Origin of the sequence: uncultured Nitratireductor sp. (genome assembly GCF_913053745.1) — a bacterium.
GTDB lineage: Bacteria > Pseudomonadota > Alphaproteobacteria > Rhizobiales > Rhizobiaceae > Nitratireductor.
In genome coordinates this window covers 1-13737 of the sequence record NZ_CAJXGF010000124.1, presented here as the reverse complement: position 1 = coordinate 13737, position 13737 = coordinate 1, and the positions used below count along the sequence as shown (strand labels likewise).

At 60.5% G+C, this 13737-nt stretch carries 15 protein-coding genes; 13 read left to right on the top strand and 2 right to left on the bottom strand.

Annotation, left to right across the window (positions count from 1 at the left end; genetic code table 11):
* The 8 genes from QZ638_RS17750 to QZ638_RS17715 all read left to right on the top strand — a co-directional run.
* A partial coding sequence (locus QZ638_RS17750) for a TRAP transporter large permease subunit (protein ID WP_295813245.1) occupies positions 1 to 1246 on the top strand: 1246 nt, incomplete at its 5' end.
* Between the two features lie 24 nt (positions 1247 to 1270).
* The gene (locus QZ638_RS17745) at positions 1271 to 2329 is read left to right on the top strand and encodes a TRAP transporter substrate-binding protein (RefSeq protein ID WP_295813244.1); all 1059 of its coding nucleotides are present in this window, start codon (positions 1271 to 1273) and stop codon (positions 2327 to 2329) included.
* 91 nt (positions 2330 to 2420) lie between these two features.
* Complete coding sequence (locus QZ638_RS17740; protein ID WP_295813243.1) at positions 2421 to 2702, top strand: DeoR family transcriptional regulator; 282 nt, start codon at positions 2421 to 2423, stop codon at positions 2700 to 2702.
* Between the two features lie 111 nt (positions 2703 to 2813).
* Positions 2814 to 3233 (top strand): hypothetical protein, encoded by a 420-nt coding sequence (locus QZ638_RS17735; RefSeq protein ID WP_295813242.1) that lies wholly within the window; start codon positions 2814 to 2816, stop codon positions 3231 to 3233.
* Between the two features lie 66 nt (positions 3234 to 3299).
* Positions 3300 to 3794, top strand: a complete 495-nt coding sequence (locus QZ638_RS17730; RefSeq protein WP_295813241.1) for a copper chaperone PCu(A)C — start codon at positions 3300 to 3302, stop codon at positions 3792 to 3794.
* Positions 3794 to 4399: an SCO family protein gene (locus tag QZ638_RS17725; protein ID WP_295813240.1), complete on the top strand. Its 606-nt coding sequence runs from the start codon at positions 3794 to 3796 to the stop codon at positions 4397 to 4399. Before QZ638_RS17730 ends, QZ638_RS17725 begins: the two co-directional genes overlap by 1 nt.
* 12 nt (positions 4400 to 4411) lie before the next feature.
* Positions 4412 to 5839: a PepSY domain-containing protein gene (locus QZ638_RS17720; RefSeq protein ID WP_295813239.1), complete on the top strand. Its 1428-nt coding sequence runs from the start codon at positions 4412 to 4414 to the stop codon at positions 5837 to 5839.
* A gap of 90 nt (positions 5840 to 5929) precedes the next feature.
* On the top strand, positions 5930 to 6304 hold the full coding sequence (locus QZ638_RS17715) for a hypothetical protein (protein ID WP_295813238.1): 375 nt from the start codon (positions 5930 to 5932) through the stop codon (positions 6302 to 6304).
* Positions 6305 to 6318: 14 nt separating this feature from the next.
* Here the strand turns inward: QZ638_RS17715 and QZ638_RS17710 are convergent, their stop codons facing one another.
* The gene (locus QZ638_RS17710) at positions 6319 to 7308 is read right to left on the bottom strand and encodes a sugar-binding transcriptional regulator (protein ID WP_295813237.1); all 990 of its coding nucleotides are present in this window, start codon (positions 7306 to 7308) and stop codon (positions 6319 to 6321) included.
* 230 nt (positions 7309 to 7538) lie between these two features.
* Here QZ638_RS17710 and QZ638_RS17705 point away from each other — a divergent pair, with 230 nt between their 5' ends.
* Genes QZ638_RS17705 through QZ638_RS17685 form a run of 5 tightly spaced genes read left to right on the top strand, consistent with a single transcriptional unit; the run spans position 7539 to position 13219 of the window.
* Positions 7539 to 8519 carry an ABC transporter substrate-binding protein gene (locus QZ638_RS17705; RefSeq protein WP_295813236.1) on the top strand — a complete coding sequence of 327 codons (981 nt, stop codon included), beginning with the start codon at positions 7539 to 7541 and terminating at the stop codon, positions 8517 to 8519.
* 12 nt (positions 8520 to 8531) lie between these two features.
* Positions 8532 to 10235: an iron ABC transporter permease gene (locus QZ638_RS17700; RefSeq protein ID WP_295813235.1), complete on the top strand. Its 1704-nt coding sequence runs from the start codon at positions 8532 to 8534 to the stop codon at positions 10233 to 10235.
* A complete protein-coding gene (locus tag QZ638_RS17695; protein ID WP_295813233.1) occupies positions 10223 to 11302 on the top strand; it encodes an ABC transporter ATP-binding protein in 1080 nt (359 codons plus the stop codon). Before QZ638_RS17700 ends, QZ638_RS17695 begins: the two co-directional genes overlap by 13 nt.
* Positions 11302 to 12489 carry an MBL fold metallo-hydrolase gene (locus tag QZ638_RS17690; protein WP_295813231.1) on the top strand — a complete coding sequence of 396 codons (1188 nt, stop codon included), beginning with the start codon at positions 11302 to 11304 and terminating at the stop codon, positions 12487 to 12489. Before QZ638_RS17695 ends, QZ638_RS17690 begins: the two co-directional genes overlap by 1 nt.
* Positions 12467 to 13219, top strand: a complete 753-nt coding sequence (locus QZ638_RS17685) for a 5'/3'-nucleotidase SurE (RefSeq protein WP_295813229.1) — start codon at positions 12467 to 12469, stop codon at positions 13217 to 13219. Before QZ638_RS17690 ends, QZ638_RS17685 begins: the two co-directional genes overlap by 23 nt.
* Positions 13220 to 13255: 36 nt before the next feature.
* Here the strand turns inward: QZ638_RS17685 and QZ638_RS17680 are convergent.
* Positions 13256 to 13737: PhoU domain-containing protein (locus QZ638_RS17680; RefSeq protein ID WP_295813227.1), on the bottom strand; the 482-nt coding region annotated here is incomplete at its 5' end.

Below are 13737 nucleotides of genomic sequence, written 5' to 3'. Positions count from 1 at the left end.
CGGGCTTGCCCTTTCCGTGCTGCTTTTCAGCGCGCTCATCGCCGCCTCCACGGGCATCGTCGGCGCAACGGTGGTCATGCTCGGCCTCGTCAGCCTGCCTGCCATGCTGCAAGCTGGCGTATCGCCGCGTGTGTCCAGCGGCATCATCTGTGCGAGCGGAACGCTGGGTCAGATCATCCCGCCCTCCATCCTGCTCGTTCTTCTGGGGGACCAGATCGGCAACACCTATCTGGAAGCGCAACAGAAGGCCGGCAACTTCGCACCCGACGCCGTTTCCGTGGGAGATCTATTCGCCGGTGCGCTCCTGCCAGGCCTGCTGCTTGTCGGCCTATACGGAATATATATCCTGTTCACGCTGCGCGGTGCACAGCATGCCGCTGCGCAAGCGGACCGCAAGCGGGTACCGGCGAGCCGGATTCTCGGTGTTTTCCTGCCGCCGCTGCTTCTGATACTCGCCGTTCTCGGTTCCATACTCGGTGGCGTTGCCACGACCACCGAAGCGGCCGGTCTCGGTGCCGTGGGCACGGTTCTTCTTGCCGGTTACACGCGCGGTGGGGCCGGCCGAACGGGGCGGCTTCTGATCGTCTCCGCGGTTCTGGCGGGCGGGTTTCTTGTGCTTCTGCGCACCTTCGGCTTTGTGCCGCCGGCCAATCTGGATGCAATCGCGGGTGTCGCGGCCCTCTTCGCAAGCGCACTCATCGGGTTCGGCGTTCTGCTCGCTGGATGGCGCCTTTTCAGAACCGACATATTGGTGCCAGCCGTCGTGGACACGCTGCGCATTTCCGGCATGGTGTTCGGCATCGTCATTGCGGCTTCGATGCTTTCGCTGGTGTTCCGAGGTTTCGGCGGCGATGAACTGGTGGCCAGCTTTCTGGAACAGGTTCCCGGCGGCAAGTGGGGTGCTTTGGCGCTGGTCATGGTGGTGGTGTTTTTTCTTGGTTTTATCCTAGAGGCCGTGGAAATTATATACATCGTCGTGCCATTGCTTGGCGCGCCCATTCTCGCAACCGACTTCTCGCCCGTCTGGTTTGCTGTCCTGCTTGCGATGAACCTGCAGACTTCGTTTCTGACGCCGCCATTCGGTTTCGCGCTCTTCTACTATCGCTCCGTTGCGCCGCGCAGTATTACGACGATGGAGATATACCGTTCGGTGATTCCGTTCGTGGCCATACAACTTGTCGCCCTGGCGCTTCTCATCACCTTTCCGGCTGTGGTTACATGGCTGCCAGACATGTTCTTCAGATAGTCGTCGTTCAGGAGGAAACCCGACATGAAACGCAGAACATTTCTCACCGCAGGCGCGGGCGCAACAGCCGCGGCGCTTGCCACTCCGTCGATCGCCCAAGGCAAGATCGAGTGGAATTTACCCACCAGCTTCCCCAAGAATGCACCTGGCGTGGGAACGAATGTCACCGGGTTTGCAGAAAAGGTCGCGGCCATGTCCGATGGCCGGCTAACGTTCAAGGTGTTCGGCGGCGGCGAACTTGTCCCACCCTTCGGTGTCGAGGACGCTGTGCAGCAGGGCAAGGCCCCGGTGGGTCACAATCCGCCCTATTATGCTGCAGGCAAGAACCCGTCCCTACATTGGTTCACGGCCGTGCCATTCGGCATGACGGCAGCCGAGCATTATGCCTGGTTGCGCTTTGGCGGTGGCCAGGAGCTTTGGGACGACATCTACGCGCAGCGCAATCTGAAACCGTTTTACTCCGGAAACTCCAACACGCAGAGCGCTGGCTGGTTCAAGTCGGAGATCAATTCGCTCGACGATCTCAAGGGTCTGAACATGCGCATCGCCGGCCTCGGCGGCGAGATGTATCGCAAGCTCGGTGTCAATGCCGTCCTAATGCCGCCGCCGGAGATATTCCAGGCACTTCAGTCAGGCGCGCTCGATGCAGCCGAATGGGTCGGTCCATTCCTCGATCAGGCGTTCGGCCTGCAGAAAATCACCAAAAACTGCTACCTTCCGGCCTATAACGAGCCCAGCGCAGCGCTCGCGATCGTTTTCAACAAGGACGCATGGGCCGAGCTGTCACCGGACTTGCAGGCAATTTGCGAAGCGGCTGCGCTTGCGGCAAGTCAGGAAGCGCTTGCGCAATTCGACTACCATAACGCCCGCGCGATGGCTGCGCTCGAGGCCGAGGGTGTCGTCTTCCGCGATGTGCCTGACGATGTGGCCGAAGGCCTTAAAGGCGCTTGGGAAGAGGTTCGCGAGGAACTGACCGCCCAGAGCGAAGACGTTGCCCGTGTGCGCGAAAGCTATGACAGCTTTCTGGCTGAAAGCGTGAAATACGCCAACGCCATGAACATGCCGCTCCTCAAGCGGCGCTAAACCAGCGCATTCATGCTGCGGGCGATGAAATGGATCGTGCCGCAAAATACAGCACGTTGCAACATTCCCGGCGATCGGACAGATTGCCGGGATGAGCGGAAAAATCACCCCAGCCAGCCGCGCCCTGGCACCACAGCGTCAAACTGTCATTCTCGAGCATCTGCGTGACAAAGGCGTTGTCTCTATTGCCGAGATGGCCGTCCTTTTTGACGTCTCACACGAAACCATACGTCGCGATCTCAAAGTCCTGGCGGAACAAGACGCACTGAATCTCGTTCATGGCGGCGCAGCAGGGTTTGAAGGCGAAGAGCCGCCGCCGCTCTTGCGCTCGCTCAAAGGAAAGCGTTCGCTCACCCTTTTACGCCCAGTCTGACAGTCGAGGGTCCCCAACCGATTTCACACGGCTTGGTGCGGAAATGCGTTCGACCATGATCGGTTTGGCGCGCACCGCCGACGTATTCGCCGCAGTGACACGGCGGTGGAAATGTGTCACGACGCTTTCATGAAGCTGATGCGCGACGTGTTGAGGGATCGTCTTGCGACTGGCCTGATTGCCGGTCTCCTTGCCTATTTCCTTCTCATGCAGGGTTTCGCCGCTGCGTTCGCGCAGGGTTCGATGGCGGGCAATGGCGGCATTCCCGGTTTCGTTATCTGTAATCCCAGCGGTGTCGTTTTCGATGGCGGCGCGGGGGATGCGCCGGCCCGCAGCACACATGATTGCTGCACCGCTCTGTGCCAGTCGGGCTGCGCGGTTTCGCCCGCACTCCCCGGCGACCGAACCGGGCTCGATTGCGTTTTTCGCGAGGCGTTCGCGGCTGTTCGTCTCCCAGCCTTGCCGGCTTTCCATCCTGTCACACTCGGATTTCTTGCCGAGGCTCGCGCACCTCCTTCCTTCTCCATCTGACGCCATCAACCTTTCTCGTGGCCACGCATTTTTGCAGGCCCGTGTTCGCGCTTATGGAGACAACACATGCGCTTTCCCACCTATACTCTAATTGCAGCGATGCTATTCGCCGCCACACCCGCCCTTGCGGGTGACTATACGCTCGGCAAACTTGATATCGACCGGCCCTGGACCCGTGCCACACCACCTGGCGCCAAGGCTGCCGGCGGTTTTGTCACGATCGCCAATAGCAGCGCGGAAGACGACCGTCTGGTCAGCGCCTCTGCCATCTTCGCAGGTCGCGTTGAACTACACACCATGGATATGACCGATGGCGTCATGAAGATGCGTCATCTGCCGGACGGCATCCCGGTCCCGGCTGGCGAAACTGTCAGTCTTGCACCTGGCGGCTTGCACGTGATGTTTATGGAACTCAAAGAGCCAATAAGTGAAGCCACACCTGTGCCGGTCTCTCTGACCTTCGAAAAGGCAGGCACCATCGAGATCGAGATGTCGGTTGCCAAGCCAGGCGCTCCGGCCCCTGAAAATCACAAGCATATGCATGACGAGGGCAAGAACTGATGTCCCGTCGCGCACTTTCGATCCTGGCCGGCGCGGTTCTGGCGCTGGTTCTTGCCATCGTTGCCGTGGCAACGATGAACCTTTCTCCGTCGGGACAGTCCGGTGGAGGTTCCGGCACCGCCGATATCGGCGGCGCGTTCACGCTTACTGGAGAAGATGGGACAATCGTCACGGAAGCCGATTTTGTCGGTAAGCCAACGGCGATCTTCTTCGGTTTCACCTTCTGCCCGGATGTGTGTCCCACCACGCTCTACGAACTCTCCGGTCTCATCGAAGCGCTGGGTCCGGACGCGGACAAGCTGAACTACGCCTTCGTCTCCGTCGACTGGCAACGTGACGGGCCAGCGGAACTGGCTCGCTACACGTCGAGTTTCGACGATCGGATCAGGGGGTTGGCGGGCACCGAGGAGCAGATCGAGGCCATCACCAAGGCTTATCGCGTCTACTACAAGAAGATTCCTACCGACGATGGCGACTATACGATCGATCATACCGCCTCGGTCTATCTCATGGATGGAGAGGGCGGTTTCGTCGGTACGTTGTCTTACGGCGAGGCCCACGATTCCATGCTGGAAAAGCTGAAACGTCTGGCCGCCAGCGCTTGAGAGGAGGGGATTATGAGCAATGTAGACACACAGGCGCTCGGGGGAGCGCCCGTGCACGCCAAGTCGGATAAGACGTCATCACGCAAGTTCTATCTGGCAGTATGGCGTTGGCACTTCTATGCCGGCCTTTGTGTCGCTCCTTTTCTGGTGATGCTCGCCATCACCGGGCTTATCATGCTGTGGGTAAGCGCGATCGACGGCCGTGACGGCGAGAACATCAAGGTTGTGCCGCAGGGAGAGCAGACCTCGATTCTTGCGCAGGCATCCGCCGCCCAGACGGTGCTGCACGAGGGGCATGTGGTCGAGTACATCGCTCCCAAGGCGGACGATCGCGCGGCAGTGTTCCGCGTGGACAGCGGTGGTGAACCGAAGATGGTCGCTGTCGATCCCTACACCGCAAAGGTGCTGGAAGTCTGGAATCGTCAGGCGGGCTGGTACGATTTTGCCTCCGACATCCACGGAACCCTGCTGATCGGCGATCTTGGCGACCGGATGATCGAGATCGCAGCCGGTTTTGGCATCGTGCTCATCGTCACCGGGCTTTATCTTTGGTGGCCGCGCGACGGACAAGGCTTTGCGAAAGCCCTTCGGCCCGATCTTCATACGCGCGGACGGTCCCTCTGGAAGACACTGCACAAGACAACCGGGCTCTACGCTGCCTTGCTTCTGGTCGTCTTTCTTCTCAGCGGTCTTTCCTGGACTGGCATCTGGGGCGAGAAATTCGTGCAGGCGTGGAGCACGTTTCCAGCGGAGAAGTGGGACAACGTTCCCATTTCCGACAAGACGCACATATCCCTGAACCATGGAGCAACGAAAGACGTTCCCTGGGCGCTGGAGCAAACACCGCTCCCTGCGTCCGGTTCCGATGCTGGTACGTCTGGCTTATCGGATGCCGGGCCTTACAATTTTGACCAGATCGTCGCATTCGGGCGTGCGCTGGGATACGAGGGACGGTTCCGTGTTTCCACGCCGCGTGGAGAAACGGGTGTATGGACGTTGGCGCAGGATTCCATGAGCAACGACTCCACCAGCCCTACCGCCGACCGGACGGTGCATGTGGATCAGTACACAGGCAATGTTCTGGCTGATGTGCGCTTTGCCGATTATTCTCCGGCCGGGAAGGCTATGGCCGTGGGTATCGCGTTCCATGAAGGGGATATGGGGCTTTGGAACCTTGGTCTGAACACGGTTCTCTGCCTGTCGGTGGTGCTCCTTTCGGTCAGCGGCGTCGTCATGTGGTGGATGCGTCGACCCTCGCGCTCGCTGCGACTTGCAGCCCCGCCATTGCCAGCCGATCTTCCTCTTTGGAAAGGAGCCGTGGTGTTGATGCTTCTGGTCTCGCTTCTCTTTCCATTGGTGGGCATCACACTCTTAACGCTTCTCGCTCTGGACGTGCTCGTGATCCAGCGCATTAAACCGCTTGCACGTCTTCTTGGCTAAGCGCCTGTTTGAAAGTGGTATGACCGGGCGGCGCTTTCCGATTGAGCGTCGCCCACTCTCGTCCTATGATCGGCACGAATGGAGAGTGCGATGCAAAGCGAAAAGCCCCCGAGAGTTTCGTCTCTGATCAACAAGGTTTTGGCCAGTGCGCCGCAGCCAAACGACATTCGCCTCCTGGCGCAGCGTCTGCACGATCATGCGCTTGAGCCGCGTTCGACACCGGAGGAGACGCAGGGGCTCGTGACGGATCTCGGTTATAAGAATATCGCGGCCTTTTGCGAGGCGGCAGGTTTGCCAGGGCATCTGGCCGACCGGTGGGAGCGCTTCGGCATTTCCGGTGAGATGCGGCAAGTGCTTCTGCTTCTGGCCGCTCAGCGTCGTGCCATGGTCGAGGCGGTGCGCGAGTTCGAAACCATCACCCATGTCGGTCTCGACGATTTCATGCGAGAGCGCGGCCTGATCTGATCGTCTGACGGGTTTCAGCTCTCTTGGCCGTCCGCTTTTTCGAGCAGCATGCGCGCCGTGGCGGCGTCCGTGATGAGTGCCGCCGCAGATACCGTGCGTAGCGCCGCCAGAATGGCGGAAACCTTCTGTTTGCCGCCCGCCGCCAGAATGACGTGCGGGATGCGTGCCACAACGTCGAGGTCGATTGCCATGATTCGCTGGTTGACTTCATGGTCAACCAGTTGTCCCGCCGCGTCCACGAAGTAGCAAAGAATATTGGCGACCGCACCCTTGTCGCGCAGGGGCGCGATCAGTTCGTTCGATACGATCCCGTGGCGAAAGATCGTCGCATCCGACGAGATCGCGCCGACGGTCAAGAGCGCAATATCCGCTTTGGCGGCGCGCTCGCGCACATCCCGCAGCGACGGCTGTTCCCATAGGCGCTCGCGTAATTCGGGATCGTCCACCACCACCGGCGCGCTGATCTGGTAGCTGTCTACCTTCAGCCGCTCTGCCACCTTGGTGGCGACGATGGAGGGATTGATCCATTGCGAATGCGGCAGGCTGCCCACGAGACCGATTACCGTCGATCCCGAAAGGTCGCGTTGCGCCATGAAGCTCAGGCTGGAATGCAACGTCGCCCCACCGCCGATCGCCAGCGTCATACCGGGCTGCATTTGCTCCTCCAGGTAGCGTGCCACGGCATGCCCGATGGAGCGCTCCAGATTGCCCTCTTCTGCCGGTGCAGGCACCACGATGGCGCTTTTCAGGCCCCAGCGTTTCTCCAGTTGCCGCTCCAACGACACCTGTTCGGCCGTGTCGGCGTTGATGGTGGTTACCACCATATGATTCTCGGCACTGGCCGCCAGCGCGCGCATGACTTTCATTCGGCTTACATTAAGCAGGCTGGCGATCTTCTCCTGCGTCAGACCCTCCACGTGGTAGAGCCAGGCCATCTTCACGTTGATGTCGGCGGAAGACAGCATCGGCTCGTCTGCCGGCTTCTTTTTGCTTTTTCGCGGCATGGCGGTGATTCCCTCTCTCATCGCGCAAAGGTTTTAGCACAATGCGATGTTGCTCGCGGCGCGTTTGCGCATGCAAAGCGCGAAATTTTATTGCGTTCTTTTGTTATTGACGAAAAACATATGTTCATATTCAATACGAGGGCGCTTTTGTTACAAGCCTGTCATATTGCGCATGCAGGGGAGGAGCTCCGGAGCGAGACGCCCGGAGATGCAAACAGAGGAGTTATCCCATGGGACGCCAGTCCACGATCCGTTCGGTTGCGTTTGCAGCCGCGCTGCTCACATCCACAGCCGCTTTCGCCGAGAACCTGGTTCTCTACACCTCGCAGCCTGATGCCGATGCTGCCGAGACAGTCGACGCCTTCAAGGCCGCCAATCCCGGCATCGAAGTCGAGATCTTCCGTTCCGGCACCAGCGACCTGATGACCAAGCTCGCCGCCGAGTTTGCCGCAGGGAGCCCGCAGCCGGATGTGCTTCTGATCGCAGATGCGGTCAGCATGGAAACGCTCAAGAAGGACGGCCATTTGATGGCATATCCCGAAGCCAATGTGGAAGGTTTCGAGGAAGCGGCCTATGACGCCGAGAAAACCTATTTCGGCTCCAAGCTCATCACCACCGGCATCGCCTATAACACCGCCGCCGCCGAGAAGCCCGAGCATTGGTCCGACCTGACCGGCGAGGCCTACAAGGACCTCACCATCATGCCGAGCCCGCTTTATTCGGGGGCCGCTGCCTATCTCCTGTCCGCCTTCGTCAACCGTGACGATCTTGGCTGGGATTATTTCGAGAATCTCAAGGAAAACGGCCATGTCGCCGTGCGCGGCAATGGCGCTGTCCTCAAGTCGGTCGCCAGCGGTGAAAAGGCCTATGGCATGCTCGTCGACTTCATGGCCATGAACGCCAAGAAGGACGGCTCGCCCATCGAGTTCGTGTTCCCCGAGGAAGGCGTGACCGCGGTGACCGAACCGGTTGCGATCATGTCCACCGCGAAAAACCCGGATGCGGCCAAGAAGTTCGTCGACTTCATTCTCTCTGACGATGGCCAGAAGCTGGCTTTGAAGCAGGGCTATCTGCCAGCCAAGCCGTCGGTCGGTTCGCCGGATTGGCTGCCGGAAGGCACCGAAATCAACGTCATGACCGTTGACGTGAAAAAGGTTGTCGACGAGATCGGCGGCAACAAGGAAAAATTCTCCTCCATGTTCGGCGGCTAAGGAAAAACCTTAATGACCGCAATACGCAAGGAACGTCAGGGCCAGGATATGGCCCTGACAGCGGGGATCGTCGCGCTTATCGTCGTCTTTTCGCTGTTGCCCATGGTGCGGCTTTTGCAGGAGATCATCCTCCCTGGCGGTCGGTTTTCGCTTGATATCATTCGCTTGGGCTTGATCGATGAAACCACATGGCGCGCCACCTGGAACACGCTGGTGGTCGGCCTTGGCGGAACCCTTTTTGCGCTCGTTCTGGGCGTCGCCGTCGCCATTCTCGTTTCCATGTCGAACGTGCGGCAGCGCCAGGCCTTCGTTTTGTGCTTCGTCACACCTTTGATGATCGCGCCGCAGGTGACCGCGCTTGCCTGGCTGCAACTCTTCGGCCCGTCCAGCCCGCTCCTGAATATGCTGGGCATGGCGCCGCCGCTGGGGACACGCAATCCGCTCTATTCGCCGGAAGGCATCGTCTTTCTGCTCGGGATCCAGTACGCGCCGCTTGTTTTCTTGATCGTGCGCGCCGGCATGCGCAAGTTGCCGCGCGAGCTGGTCGAGGCCGCGCAATCCAGCGGTGCCGGCTGGGTCCGGGTGCTCGGCACCATCATCCTGCCGCTCATGACGCCCTCTATCGTCGGGGCTGCGGCACTCACCTTCGTTTCCTGTGTGGGCAATTTCGGCATCCCCGCCTTTCTGGGTATTCCTGCGAACTACCTCGTCCTGCCGACACTCATTTATCAACGCCTGGCTGGAGGCGGCCCGGCGGTACTTTCCGAGGTTGCATTCCTGTCGGTGCTTATAGGCGTCATCGCCATGATCGGCATCGTCATGCAGGACCGCATCGCCAGCCGGCGGGACTTCCGTATCACGTCCACATCGCTGCCCGCCGCACCTTACCAGCTTGGTGTTTGGCGCCTGCCGGTGGAATTCGGCATGTGGGCGCTGATCGCGCTTATCCTCGTCCTGCCGCTGGTAGGATTGATCCTAACCTCGCTGGTGCGCGGATACGGTGTCACGCTCACGGCTGAAACCGCGACGCTGGAAAATTATTACTTCGTCATCTTCCAGCACGCCGCGGCAAGCCGTGCCTTCCTGAACAGCCTTTATCTCTCGGCGGGCGCGTCCATCTTTGCCGTCTTCGTCGCGATTCCGCTCGGCTACGTGATCGCCTGGGGCAACAAGCGCTGGATCAAGGCACTCAATCTTGCGATCGAACTGCCCTATGCACTGCCGGGGGTGGTGTTGGCAATCGCCTCTCTGCTTCTGTTCCTCAAACCGATGCCGATCACCGGAATCCAGATTTACAACACGGTCTGGATCATTCTCTACGCCTATCTTGCGCGCTTCCTGATTCTGGCCGTGCGGCCGACGATCACGGGCTATTTCCAGCTCGATAGGGCGCTTGAGGAGGCGGCACGAGTTGCCGGTGCAGGTCTCTTCATGCGCATGCGTACCATCATCTTCCCGCTTATCGCCCCGGCTGCCATTGCCGGCGGTCTGCTGATCTTCATGACAGCCTTGTGCGAACTGACGGTATCGGCGCTGTTGTGGTCCTCCGGGTCGGAGACCATCGGCGTTGTCATCTTCTCCTTCGAACAGGGCGGAGATTCCAAATATGCGGCGGCGGTCTCCGCCATCATGGTCGCAACCACCTTCCTCCTGATGCTGCTCGCCAGCCTCTTTGCAAACAAATTACCGGACGGAGTTCTTCCATGGCGGGATTGAGCATTAACAACGTCACCAAGGCTTTCGGGGAAACCAAGGCGCTTGACGACGTGTCCATCGATGTGGCGGATGGCGAATTCCTTGCTGTTCTCGGCCCGTCCGGCTGCGGCAAGACCACGCTTCTGCGTATGATTGCAGGCTTCGAGACCGTCACCGGCGGCAATATCCGCATCGGCGACCGCGAGGTTTCGTCGGCCGAGGCGAACACTCCCCCGGAAAAGCGGCGCGTCGGCATCGTCTTCCAGAACTATGCGCTGTGGCCGCATATGACCGTTTCGGAAAACATCGGCTATGCGCTCAAGGTGGCGCGTGTTTCGAAGACCGAGCGCGAAGAGCGGGTGGGTAATGCGCTCGCGCTCGTCAATATGGAGCAGTATGGTGATCGGCGCCCCGCCAATCTGTCCGGCGGCCAGCGGCAGCGCGTGGCGCTGGCGCGCTGCCTCGTGGCCGAGCCGCGCCTTGTGCTGTTCGATGAGCCACTCGCCAATCTCGATGTGCATCTGCGCGCCTCGATGGAAGACGAGTTCGCCGATTTCCATAAACGTACCGGTACGACCATCCTTTACATTACCCACGATCAGGCCGAAGCTATGGCTCTGGCCGACCGCATCGCGGTCATGGATCACGGTCGCCTGATGCAGCTTGCGACACCGCGCGAGCTCTATCATGAGCCGGCCAACGAAATGGTCGCCTCCTTCATCTCGCAGGGCATGGTTCTGCCTGCCGATGTGGAGACCGAAGAAGCCGATGGCCAGTGCCGCGTGCGCGTGCTCGGTCAGGAACTGGTGGTACGCTGCCGCAAGGGCGAGAAGCCGCGCAAGGATGCGCGTATCTGTTGCCGCGCTTCGCAGATCGAGTCTGTGGGCGCGAGTCAACCGGGCTTCGAAGGCACGATTACGCGGGCGGTTTATCGTGGCGGATCGGCACGTGTCGAGTTCGAGCCAGCCGTCGCGTCGCATCTGGGGCTGCATTTCGATCAGCTCGATCCGGTCTCGTTCGAGGCAGGTCAGCGGGCAAGGCTCGCCATCACATCGGGCTGGCTCATCCCGGCGGACGGTGCGGCCTGATGTTGAAGGTCGATCTTCAGGGCGGGTTCGGCGAAAAGGGGCGCACCAGTATAGCGGTCAGCGACGGGAAAACCCGAGTCATGCTTGATGCCGGTATCAAGGTGGGCGCCACGGGCAACGAGTATTATCCAAAGCTTGCCCGACCGGTCACCGAGATTGACGCCTTGTTCATCTCGCATGCCCATGAGGATCACATCGGTGCGCTGTGCCGCATGATCCGACAAGGCTATACCGGGCCCATCTATATGACGGCCGAAACCCGGACCGAGATGCCAGCAACGCTGGCCCAGTATGCCGATCCTACGGAGCTGCGGGATTTCCAGCCTCCGGAAGCCCAAATCCGTTTGTTCGAGCCGGGTGAGACCGTTTCCGTCAATGCGCTTGGCATTGAGACGGGCGCGTCCGGCCACGTGGTCGGCGGTGTCTGGTTCTCGGTCGAGGGAGCTGGGAGGCGTGTTGTCTACACCGCCGACATAGTGCCCGAGAGCGCGGTTTTCCCTATGGATCCCTTGCCGTCCTGCGACCTTCTTGTTCTTGACGCATCTTATGGCGCGGACCCCATACCGGGCGCCGAACGTGCCCGACGCATTGCCAAATGGGTTGCAGATTATGCAGATGGCTGCCTCCTGCCGACGCCGCTTTCCGGCCGTTCGCTGGAGCTGATCGCGGCCATCGATGTGCCATTCGCCATTGAGGCCGGTATGCGCGAGGCCTTGTCGGTGCAGATTCATGCGCCCGGTGCCGTGCATGCGCAGCGCGTCGGCGTTCTTTCCAAACGGCTTGCCGCCGCGCGCGACTGGAGTGTCGACGATGCCTTGCCGGGTTGCCCGTTGCTGGTGCATGACGGCATGGGCGTGGCCGGGCCGTCCCGCGCGGCGCTGGCCGCTGCGGAATTGGCCGGCTATCCCGTGCTTCTCAGCGGGCATCTTCCCAAAGGATCGCCCGGTGCGCGGCTTGTGGATCGGGGCGCAGCCGCCTGGATCCGCATGCCAACCCATCCCACGTTGCCGGAGAACCTCGCATTATGGGAGGCTGCTGGCTGCCCGCCATTGATAGGCCATTCCTGCGATGCGGTCGCGTTGGACGCGCTTCGCGAGCACATTTCCGCTTTGCAGACCGGGGCCCGCACCGGCGATAGTTATCAGATCGACAAAGAGACGGTATATGCGCATTCTGATTTCCAATGACGACGGCATCGAGGCTCCCGGCATCGCGCTGGCGACCAAAGCGGTATCGCTTCTGACCGACGATGTCTGGGTGGTCGCTCCGGACGGCAAGCGTACCGCTGCCGGCCCATCGCTCACTGTTGCCCGCCCACTCACCATGCGCCGTCTCGGCGAACGCCGGTTTTCCTGCTCGGGCACGCCAGCAGACTGTGTTGTCACCTCCATGAGCTGGCTTTTTAAGGATGGCCAAAAGCCCGATCTTGTGGTCGCCGGAGTCAATGACGGGCGCAATGTGGGCGAGGATCTCGCTTACTCCGGCACGCTCGGCGTTGCCCGTGAGGCGACGTTTTGGGGCGTTCCCGCCATTGGCTTTTCCCGCGTTAAGAAAGCAGATGTGCGCGAGGGCGACGCCACCTGGCTGGAACGCTTTATCGAACGTCTCTGGCAGACACGCGGTGAGTGGGCCATCGAGGGCCATTGGCTGAGCGTCAATCTCCCTTCCGAGCTGCCCGCGCCTGTTTCGCAGCCCTCCATCGGCCGTGACAAGATTGCCCGTAAGGCGGATGTGGTGCGTGAAGACGGCGACGAGATTGAGCTGATCGTACCGCGCGGTCGCGAACATGCGAGCCGCAAAGGTGATGAAAACAGTCTCATAGCCGAGGGTTTCGCCACGGTGAACCGGCTGAACTGGTTCGGCGAGACCCAACTCCCTTCGGCCTTCATGGAGGGGCTCAGGGCGGCGGCGAAATAGCGCTTGAGCCCCCGGTTCCGAGGGGAATGAACGGTGTCAGTCCTTCTTGAGGCGCGAACCGCTCAAGAGCCCGCGCTCTTCGAGAACGGGGTAGGCGAAGGTCGCCAGCAGCGAGTTGATCTGCTTCAGGTCGCGGATCGTGTCGAGATGGATCGAACTCGTCTCCACACTCTGCTCGGTCCCGCGGCGCAGCCGCTCGAAATGGCGCTCGCTGGTTTCTTTCTCCACATCCCGTAGGCGATCCTTCTCCATCACCAGCTCGCGCGCGGTTTCGGTGTCCTGTGTCACCAGAAGGTTGAAGGCGAGCCGCGCGTTCGCCAGTACGGAGGCGTGAAAACTGGAGAGTTCCCGCCAGCCTTCCTGGGTAAATTCCACGCCGCGCTCCATTTTCTTTTGTACATGCACGAGCATGTTGCGCACGATGATGTCACCGACCTGTTCCAGCTTCACGCAGACGCCCAGCAGTTCTTGGCAGCGCCGTGCGTCCTCTTCGGTCATTTCGTGGCGGGTGATGCGGG

Excerpts from the sequence above, each read along its gene's own strand:
- QZ638_RS17720 (WP_295813239.1), top strand. The coding sequence starts at position 4,412 with ATGAGCAATGTAGACACACAGGCGCTCGGGGGAGCGCCCGTGCACGCC.
- QZ638_RS17690 (WP_295813231.1), top strand. The coding sequence starts at position 11,302 with ATGTTGAAGGTCGATCTTCAGGGCGGGTTCGGCGAAAAGGGGCGCACC.
- QZ638_RS17745 (WP_295813244.1), top strand. The coding sequence starts at position 1,271 with ATGAAACGCAGAACATTTCTCACCGCAGGCGCGGGCGCAACAGCCGCG.
- QZ638_RS17710 (WP_295813237.1), bottom strand. The coding sequence starts at position 7,308 with ATGCCGCGAAAAAGCAAAAAGAAGCCGGCAGACGAGCCGATGCTGTCT.
- QZ638_RS17725 (WP_295813240.1), top strand. The coding sequence starts at position 3,794 with ATGTCCCGTCGCGCACTTTCGATCCTGGCCGGCGCGGTTCTGGCGCTG.
- QZ638_RS17740 (WP_295813243.1), top strand. The coding sequence starts at position 2,421 with ATGAGCGGAAAAATCACCCCAGCCAGCCGCGCCCTGGCACCACAGCGT.
- QZ638_RS17705 (WP_295813236.1), top strand. The coding sequence starts at position 7,539 with ATGGGACGCCAGTCCACGATCCGTTCGGTTGCGTTTGCAGCCGCGCTG.
- QZ638_RS17700 (WP_295813235.1), top strand. The coding sequence starts at position 8,532 with ATGACCGCAATACGCAAGGAACGTCAGGGCCAGGATATGGCCCTGACA.
- QZ638_RS17695 (WP_295813233.1), top strand. The coding sequence starts at position 10,223 with ATGGCGGGATTGAGCATTAACAACGTCACCAAGGCTTTCGGGGAAACC.
- QZ638_RS17685 (WP_295813229.1), top strand. The coding sequence starts at position 12,467 with ATGCGCATTCTGATTTCCAATGACGACGGCATCGAGGCTCCCGGCATC.
- QZ638_RS17735 (WP_295813242.1), top strand. The coding sequence starts at position 2,814 with ATGTGTCACGACGCTTTCATGAAGCTGATGCGCGACGTGTTGAGGGAT.
- QZ638_RS17730 (WP_295813241.1), top strand. The coding sequence starts at position 3,300 with ATGCGCTTTCCCACCTATACTCTAATTGCAGCGATGCTATTCGCCGCC.
- QZ638_RS17715 (WP_295813238.1), top strand. The coding sequence starts at position 5,930 with ATGCAAAGCGAAAAGCCCCCGAGAGTTTCGTCTCTGATCAACAAGGTT.